Raw genomic sequence first — 23,075 nt, 5'->3', positions numbered from 1 at the left:
GCCGTTAAAATGAAAAGGTCTACATTGCTGTAATGTCTTGGATTTATTGGTGCGTCCGAGGAGATAAATCTGGGCACTGGCAAGAGATCATCTTGCTGTCTTGACGTTCTGCTTTCAGGCAGACAATTGACGAGGGTAGGGGTAGCGCTCGCGGTGACCTCGGAGACGAGAACTGACATGTCGCGCTTCCCCACGGCAGGACACTTCGCGAGTTGGCTGGGGCTGTGTCCGGGCACCAAGATTACCAGGGGCAAAGTGATGAGCGGCAAGATCAAGCGCGTTGCCAACCGTGCGGCTCAAGCTTTGAGATTGGCCGCAGCAGCATTGCGCAGCAGCCAATCGGCGCTGGACGCGTATTTCCACAGGATGTGCGGGCGCATGGACAAACCTAAAGCCGTAATCGCCGCCGCGCACAAATTGGCACGCCTGATCTACACCATGCTTACCAAAGGTGAAAAATATACCGATCAGGGGCAGGACTACTACGAAGAACGCTATCGCGAAAGAGTGTTGCGACAACTGGCCCAGCGTGCTGAAAAAATGGGGATGAAACTCATCGTCAATGAACAGCCCGCTTAATTCCGCTTTTTTAAAATCAGTTGGTTGGGAGGTTTTTCTTAAGAGGGCTAGTAGTGCCTGCACGAAGGCGGTCTGTTGCGGTTTCTCGATTACCCGATGCGGGCAAAAGAGTACCCGCCTTACCAAGGCCGAAGGCTGGCATGTTCACATAGACATTTTCAAAGCTGTCAGGTGGAACCACATACGTTTCATGCCAAATTCCAACATCGCCATTGGTGCCGATAGCTTTGTTAAAAGCCTTCCACGAGGGAAGGTGCTCTGCATCTCGATTTTTTGCATAGGTCAAAAGCTGCTCGGTCGAGCGCCAATACTGAACCATGATGGTTGTACGCCCGAACCACATTTCATATCCAAGGAGGCCGGAGTCCGGTTTTGACAATAGCTCCTTAATCATGCGCGGCATCGCCAGTACAACGGGAAGCCACTTATGGATTTTCCACGGGCGGTTGACACGCATTCCAATCAGGAACACGACAAACTCTCCCTCAAGATGTGCAGTTAATCGATCAGTGCGAATCATGTGTAGCCCTAACGTAAAGTAGACACCCTAAAAAATGCCGACAAAGGCACCTGTAAGGTGCATAAACTGGCGCTCGTTCCATTGTTTTAATTGAAGGAAAAAAACCTATATCACACCCGAATTTAGTGATAAATGCACCATTTTATTCTCGTTGTGCATCATCTTTATTTTTCCCGTTCAAGTAACGCGGGGGGCTATAAATACATCAACGCTCAATCTAACAGCAAAATTACACTGCTGCCAGAACAATAAACATTCGGACCGACGAAGCAAAGATAGTGGACACTGCGCAGCACGTGCTCTGGGCGCTCGATGGCATAACCATTGCATCTGGAACCACGTGATTATGCAAACGAGAGAAGAGCGCGGAACTGAATGACACTCACCAAGCCAGCTGTATTCCGCATAGAGACCAGAGTGCAGTGCGGAGTGCTGCGGCATTGCCTTGAAATACTGCGACACGCAGCAATAATCCAGCCGCGCGGGATGCTGCGCATCATCAATCTGTTTGACAAGCATCAATCCAAAGAAAATTCCAAACACGTTTCACGCGTCATGAAGGAGAACGCGCGCCAAGGCTGTATCAACGGTTCCAAACCACCATTCGGTTATCAGGCTACCACCTACGATAAGAACCGAGCGCTCTTCAGGTGCCGCTGAGGGCAGCCAATATTTGGCTCTTCAATGCCTTGATCAGCGCGGTCTCGTCGGGCGGCAGGCCCTCGGACGCTGGCAAAACACGGTCTGCGTAAAACAGGCCGATCTGCACTTTTTGCACCACCAGCGGCAGCACGATAAAACTGCGCGCGTCGGGCAACAGGGCGCGGTGCCATGCAGGCAAGAGATCGCGTATTTTCTCGCTGCTTGCGTCCGATATCATCAGGTCGGTGTTATTCTCCATGGAAAGCTGGAACAGATCCCGCTCCGGCGTCATCTGGAATACAAAGCGCGCCTGGCGCGAGGCATGGCCTTCTCCAAGCGCAACGCGGGCGCGGAACTGGCCTGACTTGGTATCCTTTAAACACATGGTCGCAAATCGAAATCCCATGCTGCGGTATAGCGTTTCCAGCACCAGCAAGATCAGTTCATTGACTTTGCTGCGGCCCAACGCCCGCATCTGTATTACATCCTGCACGCCGGCCAACAATAAATCTCGCGCATTGACCGGCTTGCCGCTGGGATGAAAACCTTCAGCCTTGGCGTCCGCGCCCATGGTCATCATCAACAACACGTCCGGCATGCCGCTACCAGCGTCGGCAGCCTTGATGTCCGCCCCGCCAAGTTTAAGGCTATCGGACAGCACTCGCATTTCCTCGGCAACCGAGGCAAATAACTCACGCATTTTTTCAGTGTCGAGATTTAAAGCTGCGCCAAAACGCGCCAGCAGTTTTTGTCTATCCGCCTCCACTTCGGCGTCGGGGCGTGCGATCAATTTGGATGCCTCGACACTAAATGAGGCAACTTGGCGCATCCATTCCTGACGATTGGCCGCCGCCCGCTGCCTACCGGCAGGCACAGCACCTAGCGCGTGGATGATGGTGGCCGGGATATTCCATTCAGTCAGCACCGCTTCGGCCAGTGCTTCATAGCTGCAGCCGAGCACTTGGGCTGAGGCTTGGGCCGGGCTGTGTTCGCCTGCAGCGACGAGCACTTCAATTTGCCTTAGACAGGCGTGTTCGTGCGACGTCACCAGCAAACGGCCCAGGTTTTTGAACAAGGCCGCAATCGACGCTTCTTCCGCGCCCTGGTAGTGGCTGTGGCGCGCCAGCTCGCGGCCGACCAGGCTGGCACGCAAGGCGTCGGCAAGCTCTGCACGGATGCTCTGCGCATGCTTATGGTTAGACAAACTATCAACCAGCAGCATGGCCAACGCGCTAGTTTTTACGGTATCAAAACCGAGCATAAAAATCGCGCGGGAGATGGTCGTTACGGGCGTATTGACCACCCGGCGATAGGTCACCGAATTCGACAAGCACAAAATCTTTTGAGTCAGCGCCACATCCGACAACACGTAATACGCGAGATTATGGGCCGCTTCGTCATCGGACGCCGAGAGTTGCACAACGCGCGACACAGCGGAACCAAGCGCAAACAATCCGACATCGCTACTGAGCTTTTGCACAAGCGCATCGCGCACGTCACGTATTTCGCCACAACAAGGTGGTGGTTTAGTATCGACAGACATAGCTACATTCCCGGTAAAACGTACATCTGAAAAATCCATCGTCTACCGCGCGCCTTGCGGTGCCAATCAACAAAGGACCAATCAACAAAGGAAAAGACACGACCACTTTCATTTTCATGTATCGGCCAAATCACACCAATCTTTACGCCTGCAGTGCCTGCAACGGCAAGCCCGTCATTCAGGTGAATGCCAGAGCATGGCATAAGGCATTAAAGCAGACCGGGATCGAGAATTTCTCGCTGGCAGGGCTTCAGGCACACTTGGGCAAAACATAACGCGGATATGTGACCTTTAGTACAGACAGGAGTGCAAGTTTCCTCTATCTTGCATCCCTTCATAAACCACGTAAGAAGCTAAAAATGAAATCCAATAAACTTGCCTCAATCGCCTTGTTACTCTGGGTTCTTACTATTGCCGTATTCGCGTGGTTCTTCATTCGTGGAAATACTACCGCCGGAACCGATGGTAGAACTGCTGTCGTACTACAAGTTAGCGAGCGTGACTTGATCTTATCCGAAATGCGTGGCCTGCTATCTGCAACGCAAGGAATTCTAGAGGGCGTGAATCAAGGCGACATGCAGCGCGTCATCAAGGCTTCAAGTGCTGCAGGTATGGTGGTTGCTGCTGATGCAAGCCCGGCACTGATGACAAAACTGCCAATGGAATTGAAATCGCTAGGCATGAGTGTTCACCGCGACATGGACGCAATAGCCCAAGCTGCCGAAAGTAAGGCGCCAGCACCAGAAATTTTAAAGATGCTGTCTAATACATTAACAAAGTGTGTCGCCTGCCACTCAACTTGGCAGCTGAAAGTGGCAAATTAAACTGAACATTGATTTATCCAGTCTTCAATTGAGTAATTTATTTTGACTGCACACCACATATGTTAAGGTGGTGGATAAGGCCACTACCACCAAGGTCAGCTATACGGCTTTAGCAGTTACGATGCAGCAAATAAAACAAGGGCAACCTGAATAATCAGGTGCCCACTTTTATGCCAGACTGGTGTGTTGCGAATGACTTCAGAACAACTTATCCAGACAGTTTTAATATGTTCAAATTTTGTCCGAAAACTATCCGATGCGTTCCTCCCCGCCAAGTGTATCCATGAGATCAGCCAACAAATGCGGTAGCTCACCAGTCATAATTGCAAAATCGGTGTCGAATACATCGTCTGCTTCGCTGGCATCAATTTGTTCTTTGATAAAATCAAGTGGGACAATGCGTTTAAGTTGCAGGTTTTCATTCAAAGTAAATGAGATTTTGTCTCTCCATGTCATGGCTAGCCTTGTCGCTTTCTTGCCATCTTTAACATGCCTGATTATTTCCGCTGAATCGAGAGCGTGGCGTACATAACGCACCGTCGCTTTTTCATCGCCCGTGCCGCACAGCTCACAGTCGCGGTCGATGGTAAATGAAGCGGGTACATCGTCTCCAGCAAGCCATTCAGTCATGACTGAAGCGGGTGATTTCCGGGTTTTAACCAGTGCAAGTGAACATCCCTCAATTGATTTATGTAACAACTCGATCAACTCATCGGCCTTTGCTGCATTGGAAGTATCGATGACAAACCAGCCGTTGACAGGATCAATCCATGCACAGGTCTTGCGACGGAGTGCGAATGCGCGTGGCAGAAGCTCGTCGGTGACGAACTCCTTTATTTCCTTCATTTGCTTCCGGCCCGGCTTGTATCCTTGCTGCTCTTCTATTTCAGCAGCACGCAATTTTGCAAATTGATTGATAACGGAAACGGGGAGCAATTTTTTTTCCACACCCAGAGCGATCAGCATTTGCTGCCCCAGAATATGCACAAAAGGCTCATCTTCGGCTTTGGGAGAAACCCAGCCACGACTTTGCATCTCCATGCTGAGGCAATTATGTAGCGTATGCTTTGAAAGCGCTGCTTCAAGCTCAGCAGGTGAGACATTCCAGTTGGTGACGCGATATATCTGAAGGTTCTTGAACCACATATTTAGCACTCAAATCTTCAATTATACTAAAGGGCACCTCTAAAAATCCAATTTTCGTCACAATACGGCGTTACTCAAAAAAAATTATCGCTTACATATCAACTATATGCCGCGCTCAAATTTTTTACTCGTGCCTTGTCTTGTTTAGAAACTTGAATTTTTAGAGGCGCCCTAAACAAATACCACCCAGATTTAAACGCCATGATGATTTTATGAATTATCAATAAAACTGGGCTTTTGGATGGTATGTGCAATTTTTGACATTACTTTTGCTTATGCTTTTCTAGACGGGTCGCTTTATCCAATTGCAAACGCGTTTGTTTGCTGGCTCTCTCGGATTTTATTGTCAATGCCTTTTGCACCAATGCGAAAAAAGCTATCAAATCCTGCCGGGGATAATCATCCTGTACTCCATTATCCTGAAAAAATTCGGCAATCCAGTGTGCATCCAATTCAGCTTTTCCCGTCTCCTGCAAATATTCCGTTGCAGCCATCTCGACATATTCACTTAATTTACGCATTTTTCTCCCTAATCCCAGCCGAAGTCTGCCAGTAATTATTCATGAAGCTCGAAGCAGGTGGATACTGAAAAATTTATTAGCATCTGTCCAAAACATTTCCGTATTCCAGCCTGCGTTTCTCGCCAGATCCTGAAATTCATCAGGCCGATATTTATAGGAATTTTCTGTATGAATAGACTCCCCCTCCCCTACCCAAAATTCCTCACCTGATATACGGATAACTTGATCAAATCGGCTAACCAAGTGCATTTCAACGCGCCCTGGCACAGGGTTGTAATATGCATAATGAGTAAATCCATCCGGTTCGATCTCGGCCCCAAGTTCGCGCTCCATTCGTGCAAGTAAATTGAGGTTAAAAGCCTTGGTCAAACCTGCCTTATCGTTATAGGCAGCATTGAGAACCGCCGGATCTTTTTTGCAATCTACACCTATCAGCATCGAGCCATCGGGCCCGATTAATTTGGCTGCTTTGCGCAAGAGATGTTGCGCTTCTTCAGGTGTGTAATTGCCGATAGTAGAACCGGGAAAGAAAATTACTGGGCGCAAATCACTTGATATTGGCAAAGGAAGGACTTGAAGCTGAGTGTAATCCGCACACACGGCTAATATTTTGATGTTGGGGAACTGCGCGGCCAAGCGCGCTTCAGTTTGCTCTAACTGCGGTTTGCAAATATCTATGAGTACACAGACTGCTGAAGAATCCAAATGACGCAAAAGCAATGGCGTCTTCACTGCGCTGCCACAACCAAATTCGACAAGGGCGCAAGGTTGGCCGATGAGGCCCATCATCTCAGCACTGTGCTCATCCAGAATGGCCGTTTCAGTACGCGTCAGATAATATTCAGCAGTTTCACATATCTGCTCGAACAAGGCTGATCCTTGCGCATCATAAAAATATTTTGGTGGAATTGAACGCTGCCGCTGTCGCAGACCGGCGCAAACATCTAACCGAAAACCTTCACTATCGACAATGTCTACCGGAACTTTGGAGTATTCCGTTTGCATTACAAATCCTCCGCTAAACGTAAACCTGAGAATACCCAACGACTCCCTGGTGGAAAGAAATTTCGATAGCTTGCCCTGATATGATCTTCTGCTGTTGCGCATGACCCACCACGCAGCACCATCTGGTTACACATGAATTTGCCGTTGTATTCACCCAATGCGCCAGGAAGAGAACGAAAGCCCGGATAGGGTTTATAGGGGCTTTGAGTCCACTCCCAAAGATCACCATAAAGCTGGGTCAGACCAGAACATCGAGCTCCATCTGGATGGAAGCGCCCGGAATCAAGGAAATTTCCTTCTATCGGCAACTTGGCGGCAGCGTATTCCCATTCGCACTCGGTCGGCAGCCGCTTACCAGACCATCGTGCGAAAGCATCGGCTTCGTAGTAGCTCAGGTGAGCTACTGGTTCATTCAGGTCGATAAGGTGCTGGCCCGCCAGTCCCGTTAACAACCAGTTATCCTCTTCTTTTATCCAATATAGTGGGGCTTGCCATCCCTGCTCGTTGACAGTGCGCCAGCCATCGGAGAGCCAAAGTTCGGGTCGTTGATAACTTTTATCGGCGATGAAAGATAAATATTCTGCATTGGTGATTAGCCTTGTGCCCAAGCGAAAGTCTCTGAGAAAAGTTTTATGGCGAGGCCTTTCGTTGTCAAAAGAAAAACCTTGGTCATCATGCCCAATCTCGACAATACCGCCACCATATTCCATCCAGGCCAATGGTGGTGGCTCTGAGCATCGAATTGGAGGCTGACTATGATAAGCCGGCTTTAGAGGGTTAATGAAGAAATTGTATTTCACATCCATAAGTAAAAGCTCTTGATGCTGAATCTCATGCTCAATGCCCAAACGAATTCGTTCAGCAATCTCTTGCCAATTCTGCCCGATGAAATTCTCCAATATTTGATCAAGCGCGGCGTTTACGTGGCAGCGATAGTTATAAACCTCTGCTACAGTTGGACGAGACAGGAGCCCACGTTGAGACCTGGGAAAGAAAGTACCAACCGTTTCATAATAGGAGTTAAACAGATACCCGTATGCTTGATTAAAAACCAGATAATTTTGCGCGAAAGGCAATAAAACAAAGGTTTCAAAAAACCATGTGGTATGAGCCAAATGCCATTTTGGCGGGCTGACATCAAGCATGCCTTGAATACAGTAATCCTCTTTTTCCAAAGGCGCGCAGAGAGCCTCCGTACGCGCTCGCACCGACCTTAGTCGCTCACCCAACAAGTGTGGATCAAGCTTATCGAAATTATTTCCGGGGGAATTAATATTCATTTTAAGTTCTATTAAAATTAATTTGATTATCACTGTATCTGTTCAGCAAGGCCAAAAGCCGGGGCAAAATAGAACCAAGCTATGCCATAGTTCACCTTATCAGAAACTGGGAAATCATAATAGCTTGCGACTCTTTCCCTCGCGCACATTGCACTGGCCTCGCTGGACTTGAGAGTTCATGATGCACAGCTTAAAGCGGGATATACATTATTTAATTTCGCTAACCATTCGAGCAAAACTCCATGTAGGGCAAGCAGATATCATCAAACGATTTTTTAGGAAATACGCTGCTGTAACTCATAGACAAATCAGGTTGGGAATATCTGGTTTTTGCCCGATAAAAATATCCTGCTAAATGTGATGAAGGGCTTAACTTGTTGAAAATCTCTGTTGAGAATCAGTCTGCCTGACAACTCATTGAGTATGGCAATTTATGGCATAAACTGCCATACTACTGTCAATATTTATATAGGAGAATTGTCATGTCTATAAACGTATCTTTACCACCTGAATTAGAGGCACGTGTTCGTCAGCGCGTTGAGTCTGGCGTGTATGGTTCGGCCAGCGAAGTCATTCGTGAGGCGTTGCGGCTATTCGAAGCCTATGAACAGGTCAAAACAGCGAAGCTCGATAGCCTGCGCCAAGATATTGCCAAGGGTTTGAACGATGCAAAAAACGATTTGGCAAAGGAAATTGATTTTGCCAACCTGAAGAAACAAGGTCGCCAGTTACTGAAAACTCGCAAGGCTGCTGCTTGATGCTTCACATCCGCTTTACCAATTCAGCAGAAGCCGATCTGCTGGAGCTATGGTTGACCATAGCGGAAGAAAATCTGGTTGCAGCAGATGAATCTTTGGACTCCATTCAATCAACAGTTTCACTGTTGGCTACTCAGCCAGAGATGGGTAAGGCGCGTCCGGAATTGGCAGACGGGCTGCGCAGCTTTCCTACACGCACGTCATATATCATTTTCTACATGCTAGATAAAAATGGCCTACTGGTTATTCGAATGTTGCACCATGCCCGAGATATTGATACAGATTATTTTGCTTAAGGGATCGGTTCTTCACATTGGCCAAATTTACTGATGGCAAGGGACATAATTGATGGGGCAATAAAAATTGCTGAAAGCCACTAACGATAATCGTTGTTATCAATAGTAAGGATTCGGTACTGTTGTTGCCATTATCAAGTGCCGCTTTTGGCTACCTTGAGCAATTGAGATACTCACCAATATCCAAAGGAATGACTGCTTCTCGACCTTATGTGGAGCGCTACATAAGGCCGATAAGCGGTCACTCTCCCATGACATTTCGTCCGTCCGCTCCTGGCACATTACTGCCAGTGACGAATAGTCGCAATCGAACAGACTAACCCAGCTTCCGCTCTAATATTTAAGGTGTGGCACGTCTGTTATCATTACACCATGCTAAACATTCAAAATCTGACGTACCTGCAAGGCGGCACGACGCTATTGCAGCAGGTAAATTTTCAGACGTACGCCAGCCAACGTATCGGGTTGGTAGGTAAAAATGGCTGCGGCAAATCCACGCTATTTCGCCTGTTTCGCGGCGAAATTTTGCCGGACAGCGGCGAAATATCGCATATTCGATCACGGCAGTACAAATAGCGCCCAACATCGAAAGCAGCTTACGTACCTAGTCTTCTGTACTCACCCATCCTCCTTGATTTGTTAACGCCACGACTCCTGGCCGGATCAAAATGAACGCCCATAAATATGCGGGCATTAGCGCAAACAGGCAAGAAAAAACCCCAGCTGAGAGCAGTTGGGGTTTAAGTATTGGTGGGGGGCGGAACCCTGCGCCAAACTTAGTTTTAGAACCGCTGCGAACTCCTGCGAAAAGGTGCGGAGTTCAGCCCCGCATGTCGAGGATCGTATCAATCTTGCCTGCTGTTCGCATTAGCCAAGTGCCTCATCGCTTTCGATGTTGCCGTCCACGAGCATGATTGTGCGGTCGCATTGCTCGGACATGCGCGAGTCGTGGGTGACTAGCAGCACGGCGCAGCCGAACTCGCGGTTGAAGTTGCGGAACAGTTGGAACACTTCGGTGGCGGATTTGCTATCGAGGTTGCCGGTGGGTTCGTCGGCCAGCAGCAGCGCCGGGTGGGTGACAAGGGCGCGGGCCACGGCCACGCGCTGCTGCTGGCCACCGGAAAGCTGGTCGGGCTTGCGCTGCTCGAGCCCCTCCAGGCCCACCTGGGCAAGCAGGCCGCGGGCGCGGTCGATCTGTTCGCGCGTGGGTTTGCCGGTGGCCACCATGAGTGGCATAAGCACGTTCTCCAGCGTGGTGAAGGCCTGGATCAGATGGTGAAACTGGAACACGAAGCCGATCGCGCTGCCACGCAACTCCGTGCGCCGTGCGTCATCCATGCTCTGGGTGGGCTCGGCGAGTAGAAACAGCTCGCCCGCTGTGGGCCTGTCCAGCAGACCGATCACGTTGAGCAGCGTGCTCTTGCCCGAGCCCGAGGCGCCCACGAGCGCGGCGAAGTCGCGGCGTTGCAAGCGCAGATCCAGCCCGTGCAGCACTTCCACTTCGGTAGGCTTGCCGACGTTGTAGCTTTTTCGAAGGCCCTGCAGGCGCATTACCTCTTGGCTGGCGTCGTGCTCAGACATGGCGGATCGCCTCCACCGGGTCGAGGGAAGCGGCGCGTCGTGCAGGCACGGCTGCCGAAAGGATGCCGGTGACCATTGCCAATCCAGTAGCGGCTACCAGCAGCCACGGATTCACCGGGATGTAGAACAGTTTTGGCCCGAAGGTATTGAACGCGCCCACCAGACCATAACCTGCCAAGCCACCCAGTAGCGAACCGGCCAGGCCGAACAGTGCACCCTGGATCAGGAACACTCGCAGCATCTGTTGCCGTGTGGTGCCCATTGCGCGGAGGATGCCGATCTCGCGCGTGCGCTGGATCACACTCACCGACAGCACGCTGGCGATGCCAAGTGCCACGCTCAATGCTACGAACGCGCTGATCATCTGCGTGGAAAGGCTTTGTGAGCGCAAGGCGTTCATCAGCTGGGCGTTGGTTTCCATCCAGCTTTCTGCCTTCAGTCCTGTGAGGCGGGTGATGCGCGCGGCCACTGCCTGCGCGTCGAAAATGTCATCCACCGTCACGTCAATGATCGTCGCGGCACCGGGCAGGTTGAGCAGCGACTGCGCTTGCTTCATTTCCAGGTACACGTAGCGCGCGTCCAGTTCGCGCACCCCCAGCTCGAAGATCCCGGCCACGTTCACCACGCTCTCCCGTTGCTGGCCGCCGTCCAGTCGTAGCTTGTCGCCCACGCGCAGGCCGAGGTCGGCGGCCAGCTGCTTGCCGATTACGGCGTCGCCGGCACCGATGCGAAACACCCCGGCGACGATGTCGTTCTGGATCGGGATGATGCGCTGGTAGCGCGGCGCGTCGATGCCGACCAGGACCACCGACTGCAGTGCCTCGCTGCGGCGCGCGAACGCTGGCCCCGAGATCACCGGTGACACGGCCGTGACCCGCGGCAGCGTGTCGAGCACGTCGCGCACCTGCTGCCAGTTGTTGATCGAGCGCAGGCGCTGGGCGCGTTTGTCCTCCAGCACCAGCTGCACAATTCCTGTGGCGGGCGGCAGGATGCGGTTACGCTCTTCTGTAGGTTGAACCTTGATGTGGGCTTGGGTACCCAGGGTGCGGTTGATGATGTTGCTCTGCAGCCCGGTGATCAGCGCAGTGAGGAAGACGATTACCGCGACGCCCACGGCGATGCCAACTAGGATCAGCGTACTCTGCACCTTGCCTTCATGCAGGAACTTGGTGGCGATGGTCCACTCGATCCACATCGGCATCAGTCCAGCTTGACTGGCAATTCCTTGCGCGTGGCAATGTTCGCGGCACCGACGGATAGGCCGCTGGACACCACGCGTACCCGATCGCCTTGTGCCACCGCGGCCTGCGCATCTGCCAAGATCCAGTCGCCGACCCGCAAACCGGCCGTGACTTCGGTATGGATCAGGCCACGCAGGCCCAACTGCACCTGGCGCCGCGTGGCGCGGCCATCGGAGACCAGCCACAGCTCCGCACGGTTGCCCTGCATGGCAGCCAGCGCATCGTTAGGCACTACGATGGCACTGTCCCGGCGGCCCGTTTCCACGTTCACTGAGATGGTCATGTCCTGGCGCAGAAAGTCGGGCACCGGCGTTACGGTGAGGCGAATGTCCACCGTGCCGCGCTGCGGATCCACGCTGGGCGCAATGAAGCTGACCTTTGCCGGGAATGACCGCGCAGGGTAGGCGTCGGCGATGCACATGGCCGCCTGGCCGATCGCGAGCACTTCGAGGTTTTTTTCATCCAGCGGCACCAGCACTTCGGTGTCGTCGTTGCGGGCGATTTCGAACAGAACGCGGCCGGGCTGCACCAAGTCGCCCGGCTCGGCATTGCGGGTGAGCACGGTCCCGGCGACTTCAGCGCGGATCGTTGTCTTGGCCAACTGAGCCTTGGCGCTGGCCACTCGGGCGCGCGCCGCGGCCTCGTTGGAATTGCCGGCCACTAGCGAACGGACGACAAGCCGCGCTTGCTCGGCGGCGGTGCGGGCGATGGTTTCGGCCTGTATCACCTGCTCCATCTCTTCGCGGGAGATTGCCTTCCGCTCGAACAGGTATCGACGACGCTGGGCTTGGCGGCTGGCCTGAGCCAACCTTGCCTCCGCCTCGCGCAGTGCGGCTTGAGCTTGCGGACGCGTCGACTGTTGCAACTGGGCTAGGGCGGCCTCCGCTTCGCGAACGGTCGCCTCGAGATCATCGGCACGCAGCACCGCCAAGACGTCGCCAGGCTGCACCACGTCACCCTCACGCACGCGCCGCGTGACCACCACGCCAGTCACCGGACTGCCGACCTGCGCCCGCGAAACGGCCATCACCCGGCCGGTCGCCACGACCGTCTGCACCAGCGGCCGCGCTGCCACTTCATAACCAACCAAGGCCGGCCCTCGCATTTTCTGTACCAGCCCCCATGCCAAGGCACCCAAGATTAGGCAGGCGACGGCGACGAGGAACAGGTGGCGTTTTATGGTGTCACTCCGGAGTATGCGTGGTGGCCAACATGATACACGAGGAGAGGTGCACCGTCCGGTGCTCTGGAGGTGGTCAGGGACGATTTCAACAAATGGTAACACCAAATAAAATGCCACCACAAGAGTGACATTATTTTGGATGGTGGAAGCGATGGGAATTAAAGTTACGTTCGCAAGCATCTATAGGCAGTTCTATATATTTAACCAGATTTTGTCATTAGTGCCCGGTTAAATTTACAATTCGGCGCAGGCCAATGACACATTGCTGCCAGCAACGAATAGCCGCAATCGAACAGACTAACCCAGCTTTCGCTCTAATATTTTAGACGTGGCACGTCTGGTATCATTACACCATGCTAAACATTCAAAATCTGACGTACCTGCAAGGCGGCACGACGTTATTGCAGCAAGTAAATTTCCAGGCTTACGCCAGCCAACGTATCGGGTTGGTAGGCAAAAATGGCTGCGGCAAATCCACGCTATTTCGCCTGATTCGCGGCGAAGTTTTGCCGGACAGCGGCGAGATCTCTCTGCAATCCGGCAAGACAATCGCTTTTGTCGAGCAGGAAATCGCCAACTCGGATCAGCCCGCTCTGGAGTTCGTTCTCGACGGCGACGTGGAGTTGCGTGAGCTGGAAAAAAATCTGGCGCGAGAGCAGCATGATCCAGCCTGGTTCGAGGCCCAGCACCGCTACGAAGCAATTAATGGCTACGTGGCCAAAGCCCGTGCCGCTCAACTGCTGAATGGATTAGGTTTTGCCAACGATACCTTGGAGCGCCCGGTCAGCAGCTTTTCCGGAGGTTGGCGCATGCGTTTGAATCTAGCCCGTGCGCTAATGCATAGAGCCGATTTACTGTTGCTGGATGAACCCACCAATCACCTCGACTTGGAGGCGATCCTCTGGCTTGAACAATACCTTGCTCGCTACCCCGGCAGCCTTATTCTGGTTTCGCATGATCGCGAATTTCTCAATGCCTGCGTCAACCGCATTGCCCATGTTAACAACCAGGTGATTGATTGTTACAGCGGGAACTACGACGATTTCGAGCGTGCCCGCGCCGAGCGCATAGCGCAGCAAAATCAAGCTTTTCACCAGCAGCAGGAAAAAATCGCACACTTGGAAGATTTTGTCCGCCGCTTCAGTGCCAAGGCAACCAAGGCCAAGCAAGCACAGAGCCGAGTTAAAGCGCTGGAGCGGCTCACGCGCATCGCCCCGGCCCATATTACAGACGGCCATTTCGAGCTGGAGATCGAAGCGCCGGAGCGTAGTCCCGACTTATTACTGCGTGCCGATAAAATGGGCTTTAGCTATGGTGACAAGGCCCTATTTCATAACGTCGACTTGGTGCTGCGAGCGGGCGCGCGCATTGCCCTGCTGGGTCCGAACGGCGCCGGGAAATCCACCCTGATCAAACTGTTGGTGGGCGAGCTTAAGCCCACCTCAGGCAAGCTGGAAATTACGCCCGATATCCGCATCGGTTACTTCGCCCAACATCAGCTGGAAAACCTGGACAGCGCGGCTACGCCTTTGCAACACATGGAAAAGCTGGCGCCCAAAGTAACGACACTGGCACTGCGCACTTTTCTCGGTCGTTTCGGTCTGGCTGGAGACAGCGAAGATCGCCCGGTGGCCAGCTTTTCCGGTGGCGAAAAAAGCCGTTTGGCGCTGGCCCTGCTTGCTTGGCAAAAGCCACATTTATTGTTGCTCGACGAACCCACCAACCACCTTGATCTGGACATGCGCGACGCCCTCACGCTGGCGCTCGAGGAATACACCGGCGCAGTGGTATTGGTGTCCCATGATCGCAGCCTGATCCGAGCCGTAGCAGATGAGTTATGGCTGGTTGCGGACGGCAATGCCAAACTGTTTGATGGCGATTTGGAAGACTACAAAAATTGGATCGAAACACGCCGCCCGCGCGAAACGACTCAAGCTCAACCAGAAAAACCGCGCCGGCCAACCGTATCCAAGCCAAATAAGAAGGTGCTTCTATCGAAACAATCCAAACTCGAAGCCGCGCTCTCAAAAGCTCAGGCGGAACTGGCCGAAGTCAACCGCCAGTTGGCCGATCCAGCTATCTATGTTAATCCTGACCGTGATGCAATCATCAAGCTGAACGCTCTGCATACAACCTTTGAAAATAAAGTGGCCGAATTGGAGGAAAGCTGGCTGGAACTTGAAATGGCTATGGAAGAAGGAATCTAGCTCCGAGGATCCAGGATCCTTAAGGCCACGCTGAACAAGTCCGTTCGCGTTGAGCTTGTCGAAACGCACTCCTTGCAAATCAATAAGTTGCCAATGGATTCGACAGGCTCAGCCCGAACGGAAGGACTTGTTCAGCGTGGCCTTAATTACAGAAGCAAGCACATCACGCCGGAAACACACCTGTACTCAAATAGCGATCTCCCCGATCACACACAATGAACACGATGGTTGCGTTCTGCACCGTCTGCGCTACGCGTAGCGCCACTGCCAGCGCGCCGCCGGATGAGATGCCGCAGAAAATGCCTTCTTCACTCGCCAGGCGACGAGTCATTTCTTCCGCCTCTTGCTGACCAATGTTCACCAGCTTATCTACACGTTTGGTATCATAAATTTTCGGGAGGTAAGCTTCAGGCCATTTGCGAATGCCGGGGATTTGCGCGCCTTCTTCCGGTTGTGCGCCAATGATTTGAATGTGGGGATTTTTTTCCTTGAAGAAGCGCGAGCAACCCATGATTGTGCCGGTGGTGCCCATGCTGCTAATGAAATGAGTGATGCCGCCCTGCGTATCTCGCCAAATTTCCGGTGCGGTGCCTTGATAATGTGCCAGAGGATTGTCCGCGTTAGCGAATTGGTCGAGGATGACCCCGCGCCCTTCGTCGCGCAGTTTCTCCGCCATATCGCGCGCCAATTCCATGCTGCCCTCTTTGGATGTCAGCACCAATTCCGCGCCATATGCACGCATGCTCTGGCGACGCTCGATGCTCTGGTTTTCAGGCATAACCAGTATCATCTTGTAGCCTCGCATGGCCGCTACCATCGCAAGCGCAATGCCAGTATTGCCACTGGTAGCTTCTATTAACGTGTCACCCGGTTTAATGTCACCGCGTTTTTCGGCCTGCATGATCATTGAGAGCGCCGGACGATCTTTCACCGAGCCCGCAGGATTGTTGCCTTCCAGCTTGGCCAACAGCACATTGCTCGTCGCACCGGGAATACGTTTTAGCCTGACCAGAGGTGTGTTGCCAACGAAATGTTCAATTGTGTGGTACATCTATGATGTTCCTAAAATTTAATGCATTATTTTACCATTACATACAAGCACAAATAAAAACCCCGTCAAGCTCACGCCAGACGGGGTTGTTGTTTATACAACGGTGCAGCCGTAAAGAGAATCTCAGCTACAAACTATTTCTTAACTTCATTTTTTTTGTCGGTTGCTTTAACTGCAGCTGGCTTGGCGTTGGTAACACCGTTCACAGTCAATTCTGAACGTACTTTTTTTACCGACTTGCTACCAAAACCTTTAACATTTTCCAATTCATCCACGCTCTTGAATGGACCATTTTTCTTGCGGTAATCAATGATCGATTGAGCCTTCACCGGGCCTATACCCTTAACTTTATCTAAATCATCCTTTGTGGCCGTATTTAAGTTCACAGCAGCCATCGCAATGCTGGTTGAAATAACAAATGTAATAAACGCCAGTAGCAATTTTTTCATTATAGCCCTCTTGCAAAAATGAACGACGAAGCCGCCCTTTCATCAAAAACGCATAGCACCATAACAACGTTGACTGACTTAACAAAACTCACATAATCCACCTGATTTTCCACCCTACTTAGAGCGCCTTGTCGTAATATTTACGGACAAGCGTTTTATGCCTGCGCGGGTCAACCTTCCACCATGAAATCAGCCATTACAGCGTTCACCAGCGATTGGCAAAAGTGCGCGTTGGTAAAGCGCACGCTGTCTGGTCCGGCCAGGAAGCGATGGATTTCAGCTTGATAGCGCGCGTGGCTGACGGCGTCGATTGATTGCAAAAAATGTAACATCTCAGCAGGACTATTAAAACGATCGCCGTCGATGTAGCAACCCTCTGGAACGAGCGCTGTTCTGTGAGTGCTACCGATATAAATCGGTATGCAGCCGCTGGTAAAGCAATCAAAGATTTTCTCGGTCAAATAGCCTGGGCTGCCGCGTGAATTCTCGTAACAGATTGAGAATTTGGCGCGGTCCAAAACTTCTGATTTTGTATAAACCGTCCCGCGATAACTCGGAAATGGTCGGCTGGGAGCAATGCTGGCACGCCATTCATTCACACGCTTGATAAGACGTCCTGTTAGGCCAGGGCGCACCGCCGGGATGTCCCAACCCTTGCCATATAGCGCAAACAGTTCAGGAGCCTGCGCTTCGAAGAAGCGAATAATTTCAATGCGGTTACCATGCAAGCTACGGGGATGAGGATGTAGCAGCGCTTTGTTTGACGCAATCATCACGCAAAACAAATCACGCTCGACAAAACTCGGCACTGGCCGCAGACTTAAATCGTTAGGGTAATCCAAGCGCAAGATTTGTTTGCCATCGATTAGTGTTTCATTCGATGTAAAAACCTTACGGTAGCGACGCAACTGCGCCAGTTCGCTGTTGAGTGGCCGAATAATCGGGTCTTCGTATAAATATGCGTAGGCTGGACATTTTGGCAAGCGGCGCCGCGCGTTGATATGCAACTCGAATACTACTTCGCGGCCAATGTTCATATCGGCGGTTGAAAGCTCGATCCCGGATTCCCGAAACAGTTCGCGCAACTGGCGGTACGGCAAATGGAACTCGCCTCCATTAGAGCCTGCGCCGGGCGTGAAAATCTCGTTCCGCTTATGCCTGCCAGCCACGATTGATGCGTGCTTCATGCGTTGTCAATTTCTGCAGTGACATGCACGGTTTGTCGCTGAGAAGAAAATGAGCGGTCGTGTTCAGTCTCCGCCACTGGTGGTCGCGCGGCGAGCTTGACAATGCCATTAGCGGTCCAGTCGATACCACTCTTCCTCACTTCACGCACATATGCCTTGTTACGCTGCACAATATTAGCGTCGGCATAACCACGTAAATGTTCAATATGCAGCAAACAAGTACTGTAGCGAATATGCTGCCCGACAATACCGTGGTTGTTCAGGCGCACACCCATCTCCACATCTTCGGCTCCGTATCTTAACGACTCGTCGAAACCGTTAACTGCAATCAGGTCGCGCCGCCAAGCCGAACTGTTAGCGCCGTTCCAAGTGCGCTTGACCGGCGTGAGCCACTCAAGCTTGCGCGCTAACACCATCGGCAATACTGCCACCTTGAGCAGCACGCTGAGCTTTCGCAGCCCTATCTGCGCGACGATCCAGTTCAGCCGAAAAACCTCGCCACTGCCAATACCTTCCTCAGATAGTGCCGACGTTGACCTGTCTGGCAGGCGGATCATTCCGCCAGAAAGGAAGACACCCTCGGTGCGGCGCGCAATGTGGCAGGCAATAAAGTCGGGGCGAGCAACGCAGTCACCATCGATGAAAATCAGGTAATCCGCTTGTGATGAGTCGATTGCTTTATTCAAGATAGTATTTTTACGAAATCCATCATCTGGCTGCCAAATATGGCGCAGCGGAATCGGGCTGAGGCGGTGGCTCCAGTTCTCAAGTAGCGTATGCGTCACTTTATCGGATCCATCGTCTGCCACGCACACGCTGAAGTCGGCGTCGCGCTGGCCCGCCAGTGCTAGTAGCACATAGTTCAGTGCCATCGGATTGTTGTAAGTTGAAACGATTACTTCGGTACGCACGATAGTGGGCTGTGTCGCAGTCGGGTTACTCATGTCAATGCCATTCGGTCACGGCGTGGATTTGAAAAAGGTTGGACAAAAATGGAGTAGACATGAATTCGGATGAAAGTTCAGCTCAAGGAAAAAGCATACACGTCTTATGGGAATTTCATTCGGTCCAGTGCTCAGATACCCAGGGCGCGGCCTGCACGTAACGCAGCCTTCGGTTACGCCGTCCGGCCAGCGCATCAGGTGGGTTTACTTCGCCATGAAAAATCAGGATGCGCGCGCCCTCTGGGATCATTGGAGCACGCCAGTAATTGCTAGGCCAACGCGGGATACAATGATATTTGAAGCTTCGGCACCAAGCGTCGGGCCAGTAGCTCATCTTACCCTGGCGATGCAACCAGTCAGAGAGAAATGCCTGCTCATGCCGGAAGTTACGTCGGACATCAGCCTGTTTAGCCCGGAATTCGGCCAGTAAATCAGCATGCGCGCCGAGGCGAAAGCGGTAAACTGAAGAATTGCCGGTGATGCGCCAACGTCGCTTCCAATCGTGGATGATCAGAAACTCGCCTGGTTGCTCGAAAAAACAGTCTATGTCATCGACGATCACTACATCAAGGTCGAGAAACAGCGCGATTCCTTGTAATCCGTGTAGGTCGGCCTCGAAGGTAGTAAGCTTTTTCCAGCCGCGCTCAGGAATACCTTCTGGCAAAGCCAAATCAGGAATGGGCAAGCACTGCACTTCGGCACGCACACCTTCGCTTCGATCAGTTAAACAGACGAAACGAAACGGCCCACGCAGATGCCGTGTCACCATCGCATATAGCCTGTTGACGTATTCCGGGCCGTACTTAACGCCCCATTTCATACACAAAATGACGCGCTCGTCAGTACCGACATAGGGCCTGGTTACTGATTTTTCAGTTTCTTGCGTCATACTGCTCGGACGTGATTACGCGTCACACCAGCCAGCGGAATGGCAAGCAAAATCATGAATGGCATGCCGAATACAGCATCTCGCAAGATAGCGTTAAACATACCACCAACCATGATTGCCACCCCCAGCATACCCAGCCACATGCCTTGGGCACCACCAATTTTCCATGCAATAGTCAATTGGGTCAGCCATATCCACAACAAGGCAGCAAGTCCGATCAACCCAATTTCGGCAGCATAAAACAGGTAATCATTATGCGGGGTACGCGTTCCTTCACTAGGTAAACCTTCTGAATATTTTTTATACTGGGATGAAAAAGTCGCTATCCCGTGCCCCATCCATGGCTTTTCAGCAATAATTTTTGAGGTGACGCTATACATTTCCAATCGAATTCCATCATCACTTATTTGTTGACCTTGAGAAAAGGCATTAATATCATTTATTGTGCCAATAATGCGCAGACGCAAATCCGATGCAGATAGCCAAGCAACCGCAATCATCAATACAAAACTAAGCATCCAGAGCACACTACGCCAAGACTTTGTAAGATATTTCAAAAAAAACAATAGACACAACAATACAAATATCAAACTGGCAGTGCGCGATTTGGCGAGAAACAGCAAAGCGATTACAACATATAAAAATGCTGGCACCCTCAACCAAAGCCATCGGCGATCAGCGAGTGATGCCATTTCGTAAAGCATCCAACCAGCAGCGATTGCCAGCAAGATACCAAGCAAAATAGACTTGTTTCCGCGATAAACCAGATAATTCGCGAAGATTTCTATATTTGGAAGTATCTGCAATAGGTTAAGGTAATACAACGTTGCGGCATAGTGCGCGCCAACAAAAAAAACCGTGACTGCTCGTCTTTGCCAATCTCCTGACCCAACACTAATGAAAAACAACAAGATAATATAAATTTGATAGTGGACAAAACCAGACCAAAAGGAATCTTGAGGCCATTCCATTAAAATTGCGGCACAGCATGTTATTGCTGACAAACCTAAAATAGGCCAAAAAAGTGGACTCTCTTTGACTGTCAGCCATTTCGTCCGGTAATCTCCTGAATATAATAAGCAAAACAGAAACAACAAGATACCAGTGTAAATTATACCAACTGGAAAAAATAACGTCAGCGGCAGAAAAGATAGAATCGTTTGGGGCAATAAATTTCGCCGGAATACAGAATTCATAATTTCATGGATATTTGGATTCAAATTTTATCTGTTTAACAATGTCCTGTAATGCTTGCAACGGATCGGCAGCTCGGGTGATGGGACGGCCAATTACCAGATAGTCAGCACCTTGATCCAGCGCGGCACACGGCGTCATGATGCGCGATTGATCATCGGCAACAGCATCGGCTGGACGAATACCAGGCGTAACCAAACAAAATTCGCTTCCACAGTGCTGGCGCAGCAAAGCAGCCTCCCATGCAGAACATACGACTCCGTCCAGCCCGCTATCGCGTGCAAGCCTAGCCAAACGCAGCACCATATCGGCGGGAGCAGCTGCAATTCCCAGATCGGCCAAATCTTCCTGTGCCATACTGGTAAGTAACGTCACGGCAATCAGCTTAGGCGATTGGGCATACAGGCTCATTGCCTCGCGCGCCGCTTCCATCATCTTGCGCCCCCCAAGTGCATGCACGTTGACCATCCACACTCCTAATTCAGCGGCAACTTTACATGCCTGTGCCGTAGTATTGGGAATGTCATGAAATTTCAGATCAAGGAATATTTCAAAACCACGCTGCATTATCTGTTCGATCAATCGAGACCTTGCTGCGGTGAACAATTCAATACCCACCTTGAGGCGACACAACGCAGGCTCCAGCCGTGCCACCAATTCCAGTGCAGGCTGTGCATCTGAGTAATCAAGCGCGACAATTATTCTAGGGTCGCTCATATCTTTAGTCCGTTTTCTTCGCTTCTGCGTGGCGAATAGGTTTCCCAACCATGACATGCCGGACAATGCCAGTAAAACTGTCGCGCCTTAAAACCGCAATTGGCGCAACGGTACATTGCCAGCGTACGCGTACGTTGATGCACCAAATTCTTCACCATCTCCACATCAGAACGGTGTTCGATTGATACTCCCAGCAACCGCGCCTCAAGCAGCTTATCTAGACCAAGCAGCGTAGGGTTGCGCTGCAGTTCATCACGCACCAGCCTATACGCCGCTTCAGCACCATCACGTTGCAGGATGGCATCAAACAGCACATTCATCAAATCCAACGAGGGATATTTGATCAGATAGCCCTGCAGCTTGCCAATGCCTGCATCTACACGCCCAGTCTGACGGTAAGCCTGTAACAGACGTTCAGCCACCAAGGGCAGATACTGCTGGTTCTGTTGTTCGATGCGCTGCCAGATTTCAATGGCGGCTGCAAAATGCTGCGCCGTATTTTCCATGTCGCCCAGCATAATGGTGGCGCGCACCGACTGTGGATTGGCTTCCAGAGCCTGCTCCAGATGGATGCGCGCGGCATCGATTTTCTGCTGTGTTAAATCTATGGCAGCCAGTTCGCAATAGAAAAATGCAGCTTCCTTGCCATGCGGTTGACCGCTTAACACAGTCAAACGCTGTGTCACGTCGATCGCCTTGAACCAATCCTTTTCCTTTTGGTACAACTCGAGTAGAAAATTTAGCGCGGCATTGGCATAGGATGTAGCTTGTAATTTAAGAAATAACTCTTCGGCACGATTTAATATTCCGGCATTAAGGTAATCTTGTGCCAGCTCAAATAACGCCTGTTGTTTCTTGTCTTCTTCCAGGTCGACGCGTTCAATCAAATTCAGGTGCATGCGAATGGCGCGGTCTACCTCGCCGCGGCGGCGAAACAAACTACCTAGCGCAAAGTGCAGTTCAATCGTCTGTGGATCAACCTTGACTACCTCAATAAATGCCTCGATAGCTTTATCCTGTTGCTCATTGAGCAAGAAGTTCAGCCCCTGAAAATAGGAGCGCGGCAGGGCACTAGATTCAAACAACATTTGCTTGATATCGATGCGCGCTGCCAGCCAGCCCATCCCGAAAAATAGCGGAAAAACCAGCAACATCCACAGCTCAAATTCCATAAACGACAGATCAGATTAAAAAGGTTATATACAATTAATCAGCTTGAGTATTTCATAAGTCGATTGATAATTACACAGAACTTTATTTGTCAGGAAAATTTAGAAGGGAAGGGCATTGCATGCCTCGCCCGGAAAAAAACCTAGGT

The 23,075-nt window shown here is 51.4% G+C and carries 25 protein-coding genes; 8 read left to right on the top strand and 17 right to left on the bottom strand.

Features of this window, described 5'->3' with window-relative positions; all coding sequences use genetic code 11:
- Nucleotides 1–153 precede the first annotated feature (153 nt).
- Nucleotides 154–579: a transposase gene (locus tag MJ768_RS10635; protein ID WP_256449855.1), complete on the top strand. Its 426-nt coding sequence runs from the start codon at nt 154–156 to the stop codon at nt 577–579.
- A gap of 16 nt (nt 580–595) precedes the next feature.
- Here the strand turns inward: MJ768_RS10635 and MJ768_RS10630 are convergent, their stop codons facing one another.
- Nucleotides 596–1,099 carry a DUF4188 domain-containing protein gene (locus MJ768_RS10630; RefSeq protein ID WP_239291694.1) on the bottom strand — a complete coding sequence of 168 codons (504 nt, stop codon included), beginning with the start codon at nt 1,097–1,099 and terminating at the stop codon, nt 596–598.
- 375 nt (nt 1,100–1,474) lie between these two features.
- Between MJ768_RS10630 and MJ768_RS10625 the strand changes: the two genes are divergently transcribed.
- Nucleotides 1,475–1,759 (top strand): hypothetical protein, encoded by a 285-nt coding sequence (locus MJ768_RS10625; RefSeq protein ID WP_239291692.1) that lies wholly within the window; start codon nt 1,475–1,477, stop codon nt 1,757–1,759.
- On the opposite strand, the gene MJ768_RS10620 is transcribed toward MJ768_RS10625, so the two are convergent.
- Complete coding sequence (locus MJ768_RS10620) at nt 1,746–3,323, bottom strand: HDOD domain-containing protein (protein WP_239291690.1); 1,578 nt, start codon at nt 3,321–3,323, stop codon at nt 1,746–1,748. The two genes, MJ768_RS10625 and MJ768_RS10620, sit on opposite strands and share 14 nt — an antisense overlap.
- A 20-nt stretch (nt 3,324–3,343) precedes the next feature.
- Here MJ768_RS10620 and MJ768_RS10615 point away from each other — a divergent pair, with 20 nt between their 5' ends.
- Entirely contained in the window at nt 3,344–3,559 is a 216-nt protein-coding gene (locus MJ768_RS10615) for a hypothetical protein (protein WP_239291688.1), read from the top strand.
- An 84-nt stretch (nt 3,560–3,643) separates the two neighbouring features.
- Nucleotides 3,644–4,108 (top strand): hypothetical protein, encoded by a 465-nt coding sequence (locus MJ768_RS10610; protein WP_239291686.1) that lies wholly within the window; start codon nt 3,644–3,646, stop codon nt 4,106–4,108.
- Nucleotides 4,109–4,357: 249 nt separating this feature from the next.
- Here MJ768_RS10610 and MJ768_RS10605 read toward each other — a convergent pair whose 3' ends face one another.
- The 4 genes from MJ768_RS10605 to egtB form a co-directional block, all read right to left on the bottom strand.
- On the bottom strand, nt 4,358–5,254 hold the full coding sequence (locus MJ768_RS10605; protein WP_239291684.1) for a recombination-associated protein RdgC: 897 nt from the start codon (nt 5,252–5,254) through the stop codon (nt 4,358–4,360).
- 263 nt (nt 5,255–5,517) lie between these two features.
- Nucleotides 5,518–5,775: a hypothetical protein gene (locus MJ768_RS10600; RefSeq protein WP_239291682.1), complete on the bottom strand. Its 258-nt coding sequence runs from the start codon at nt 5,773–5,775 to the stop codon at nt 5,518–5,520.
- 39 nt (nt 5,776–5,814) lie between these two features.
- Entirely contained in the window at nt 5,815–6,780 is a 966-nt protein-coding gene (gene egtD / locus MJ768_RS10595; RefSeq protein ID WP_239291680.1) for an L-histidine N(alpha)-methyltransferase, read from the bottom strand.
- Nucleotides 6,780–8,060, bottom strand: coding sequence for an ergothioneine biosynthesis protein EgtB (gene egtB, locus MJ768_RS10590; protein WP_239291678.1), 1,281 nt, complete (start codon nt 8,058–8,060; stop codon nt 6,780–6,782). The genes egtD and egtB overlap by 1 nt, the downstream gene beginning before the upstream one ends.
- Nucleotides 8,061–8,542: 482 nt before the next feature.
- Between egtB and MJ768_RS10585 the strand changes: the two genes are divergently transcribed.
- From MJ768_RS10585 to MJ768_RS10575, 3 genes are all read left to right on the top strand, one after another.
- The gene (locus tag MJ768_RS10585; protein WP_239291676.1) at nt 8,543–8,818 is read left to right on the top strand and encodes a type II toxin-antitoxin system ParD family antitoxin; all 276 of its coding nucleotides are present in this window, start codon (nt 8,543–8,545) and stop codon (nt 8,816–8,818) included.
- Nucleotides 8,818–9,114, top strand: a complete 297-nt coding sequence (locus MJ768_RS10580; protein ID WP_239291754.1) for a type II toxin-antitoxin system RelE/ParE family toxin — start codon at nt 8,818–8,820, stop codon at nt 9,112–9,114. The genes MJ768_RS10585 and MJ768_RS10580 overlap by 1 nt, the downstream gene beginning before the upstream one ends.
- Nucleotides 9,115–9,486: 372 nt before the next feature.
- Nucleotides 9,487–9,690 (top strand): ATP-binding cassette domain-containing protein, encoded by a 204-nt coding sequence (locus MJ768_RS10575; protein WP_239291674.1) that lies wholly within the window; start codon nt 9,487–9,489, stop codon nt 9,688–9,690.
- 291 nt (nt 9,691–9,981) lie between these two features.
- On the opposite strand, the gene MJ768_RS10570 is transcribed toward MJ768_RS10575, so the two are convergent.
- Genes MJ768_RS10570 through MJ768_RS10560 form a run of 3 tightly spaced genes read right to left on the bottom strand, consistent with a single transcriptional unit; the run spans nt 9,982 to nt 13,026 of the window.
- Nucleotides 9,982–10,695, bottom strand: a complete 714-nt coding sequence (locus tag MJ768_RS10570) for an ABC transporter ATP-binding protein (protein ID WP_239291664.1) — start codon at nt 10,693–10,695, stop codon at nt 9,982–9,984.
- Nucleotides 10,688–11,890 (bottom strand): ABC transporter permease, encoded by a 1,203-nt coding sequence (locus tag MJ768_RS10565; protein WP_239291662.1) that lies wholly within the window; start codon nt 11,888–11,890, stop codon nt 10,688–10,690. Before MJ768_RS10565 ends, MJ768_RS10570 begins: the two co-directional genes overlap by 8 nt.
- 5 nt (nt 11,891–11,895) lie before the next feature.
- Nucleotides 11,896–13,026 (bottom strand): efflux RND transporter periplasmic adaptor subunit, encoded by a 1,131-nt coding sequence (locus MJ768_RS10560; RefSeq protein WP_239291660.1) that lies wholly within the window; start codon nt 13,024–13,026, stop codon nt 11,896–11,898.
- A gap of 446 nt (nt 13,027–13,472) precedes the next feature.
- Here MJ768_RS10560 and abc-f point away from each other — a divergent pair, with 446 nt between their 5' ends.
- Nucleotides 13,473–15,326, top strand: coding sequence for a ribosomal protection-like ABC-F family protein (abc-f, locus tag MJ768_RS10555; protein WP_239291658.1), 1,854 nt, complete (start codon nt 13,473–13,475; stop codon nt 15,324–15,326).
- Between the two features lie 163 nt (nt 15,327–15,489).
- Here abc-f and cysM read toward each other — a convergent pair whose 3' ends face one another.
- The 8 genes from cysM to lapB form a co-directional block, all read right to left on the bottom strand.
- A complete protein-coding gene (gene cysM, locus MJ768_RS10550; RefSeq protein WP_239291648.1) occupies nt 15,490–16,377 on the bottom strand; it encodes a cysteine synthase CysM in 888 nt (295 codons plus the stop codon).
- Nucleotides 16,378–16,511: 134 nt separating this feature from the next.
- The gene (locus tag MJ768_RS10545; RefSeq protein WP_239291646.1) at nt 16,512–16,826 is read right to left on the bottom strand and encodes a ComEA family DNA-binding protein; all 315 of its coding nucleotides are present in this window, start codon (nt 16,824–16,826) and stop codon (nt 16,512–16,514) included.
- A 170-nt stretch (nt 16,827–16,996) separates the two neighbouring features.
- Nucleotides 16,997–18,013 (bottom strand): glycosyltransferase family 10 domain-containing protein, encoded by a 1,017-nt coding sequence (locus tag MJ768_RS10540; RefSeq protein WP_239291644.1) that lies wholly within the window; start codon nt 18,011–18,013, stop codon nt 16,997–16,999.
- Nucleotides 18,010–18,957: a glycosyltransferase gene (locus MJ768_RS10535; protein WP_239291634.1), complete on the bottom strand. Its 948-nt coding sequence runs from the start codon at nt 18,955–18,957 to the stop codon at nt 18,010–18,012. Before MJ768_RS10535 ends, MJ768_RS10540 begins: the two co-directional genes overlap by 4 nt.
- 115 nt (nt 18,958–19,072) lie before the next feature.
- Nucleotides 19,073–19,846 carry a hypothetical protein gene (locus MJ768_RS10530; RefSeq protein WP_239291632.1) on the bottom strand — a complete coding sequence of 258 codons (774 nt, stop codon included), beginning with the start codon at nt 19,844–19,846 and terminating at the stop codon, nt 19,073–19,075.
- Nucleotides 19,843–21,066, bottom strand: a complete 1,224-nt coding sequence (locus MJ768_RS10525; RefSeq protein WP_239291630.1) for an O-antigen ligase family protein — start codon at nt 21,064–21,066, stop codon at nt 19,843–19,845. Before MJ768_RS10525 ends, MJ768_RS10530 begins: the two co-directional genes overlap by 4 nt.
- Nucleotides 21,047–21,757, bottom strand: coding sequence for an orotidine-5'-phosphate decarboxylase (gene pyrF, locus MJ768_RS10520; protein ID WP_239291628.1), 711 nt, complete (start codon nt 21,755–21,757; stop codon nt 21,047–21,049). The genes MJ768_RS10525 and pyrF overlap by 20 nt, the downstream gene beginning before the upstream one ends.
- Complete coding sequence (gene lapB / locus MJ768_RS10515) at nt 21,754–22,929, bottom strand: lipopolysaccharide assembly protein LapB (RefSeq protein WP_239291626.1); 1,176 nt, start codon at nt 22,927–22,929, stop codon at nt 21,754–21,756. Before lapB ends, pyrF begins: the two co-directional genes overlap by 4 nt.
- Between the last annotated feature and the right edge of the window lie 146 nt (nt 22,930–23,075).

The sequence above is a fragment of the Candidatus Nitrotoga sp. 1052 genome, from assembly GCF_927312905.1.
Lineage (GTDB): Bacteria > Pseudomonadota > Gammaproteobacteria > Burkholderiales > Gallionellaceae > Nitrotoga.
Note: the sequence above shows the minus strand (reverse complement) of the source record. Positions and strands in the feature narration are given on the sequence as shown.

What these genes read in the sequence shown, in the direction of transcription:
- MJ768_RS10630 (WP_239291694.1), bottom strand. Translation starts at nt 1,099, where the DNA reads ATGATTCGCACTGATCGATTAACTGCACATCTTGAGGGAGAGTTTGTC.
- pyrF (WP_239291628.1), bottom strand. Translation starts at nt 21,757, where the DNA reads ATGAGCGACCCTAGAATAATTGTCGCGCTTGATTACTCAGATGCACAG.
- MJ768_RS10540 (WP_239291644.1), bottom strand. Translation starts at nt 18,013, where the DNA reads ATGAAGCACGCATCAATCGTGGCTGGCAGGCATAAGCGGAACGAGATT.
- cysM (WP_239291648.1), bottom strand. Translation starts at nt 16,377, where the DNA reads ATGTACCACACAATTGAACATTTCGTTGGCAACACACCTCTGGTCAGG.
- MJ768_RS10620 (WP_239291690.1), bottom strand. Translation starts at nt 3,323, where the DNA reads ATGGATTTTTCAGATGTACGTTTTACCGGGAATGTAGCTATGTCTGTC.
- lapB (WP_239291626.1), bottom strand. Translation starts at nt 22,929, where the DNA reads ATGGAATTTGAGCTGTGGATGTTGCTGGTTTTTCCGCTATTTTTCGGG.
- MJ768_RS10605 (WP_239291684.1), bottom strand. Translation starts at nt 5,254, where the DNA reads ATGTGGTTCAAGAACCTTCAGATATATCGCGTCACCAACTGGAATGTC.
- MJ768_RS10575 (WP_239291674.1), top strand. Translation starts at nt 9,487, where the DNA reads ATGCTAAACATTCAAAATCTGACGTACCTGCAAGGCGGCACGACGCTA.
- MJ768_RS10625 (WP_239291692.1), top strand. Translation starts at nt 1,475, where the DNA reads ATGACACTCACCAAGCCAGCTGTATTCCGCATAGAGACCAGAGTGCAG.
- MJ768_RS10535 (WP_239291634.1), bottom strand. Translation starts at nt 18,957, where the DNA reads ATGAGTAACCCGACTGCGACACAGCCCACTATCGTGCGTACCGAAGTA.
- MJ768_RS10585 (WP_239291676.1), top strand. Translation starts at nt 8,543, where the DNA reads ATGTCTATAAACGTATCTTTACCACCTGAATTAGAGGCACGTGTTCGT.
- MJ768_RS10565 (WP_239291662.1), bottom strand. Translation starts at nt 11,890, where the DNA reads ATGTGGATCGAGTGGACCATCGCCACCAAGTTCCTGCATGAAGGCAAG.
- egtD (WP_239291680.1), bottom strand. Translation starts at nt 6,780, where the DNA reads ATGCAAACGGAATACTCCAAAGTTCCGGTAGACATTGTCGATAGTGAA.
- MJ768_RS10600 (WP_239291682.1), bottom strand. Translation starts at nt 5,775, where the DNA reads ATGCGTAAATTAAGTGAATATGTCGAGATGGCTGCAACGGAATATTTG.
- MJ768_RS10530 (WP_239291632.1), bottom strand. Translation starts at nt 19,846, where the DNA reads ATGACGCAAGAAACTGAAAAATCAGTAACCAGGCCCTATGTCGGTACT.
- MJ768_RS10545 (WP_239291646.1), bottom strand. Translation starts at nt 16,826, where the DNA reads ATGAAAAAATTGCTACTGGCGTTTATTACATTTGTTATTTCAACCAGC.
- MJ768_RS10580 (WP_239291754.1), top strand. Translation starts at nt 8,818, where the DNA reads ATGCTTCACATCCGCTTTACCAATTCAGCAGAAGCCGATCTGCTGGAG.
- egtB (WP_239291678.1), bottom strand. Translation starts at nt 8,060, where the DNA reads ATGAATATTAATTCCCCCGGAAATAATTTCGATAAGCTTGATCCACAC.
- MJ768_RS10610 (WP_239291686.1), top strand. Translation starts at nt 3,644, where the DNA reads ATGAAATCCAATAAACTTGCCTCAATCGCCTTGTTACTCTGGGTTCTT.
- abc-f (WP_239291658.1), top strand. Translation starts at nt 13,473, where the DNA reads ATGCTAAACATTCAAAATCTGACGTACCTGCAAGGCGGCACGACGTTA.
- MJ768_RS10570 (WP_239291664.1), bottom strand. Translation starts at nt 10,695, where the DNA reads ATGTCTGAGCACGACGCCAGCCAAGAGGTAATGCGCCTGCAGGGCCTT.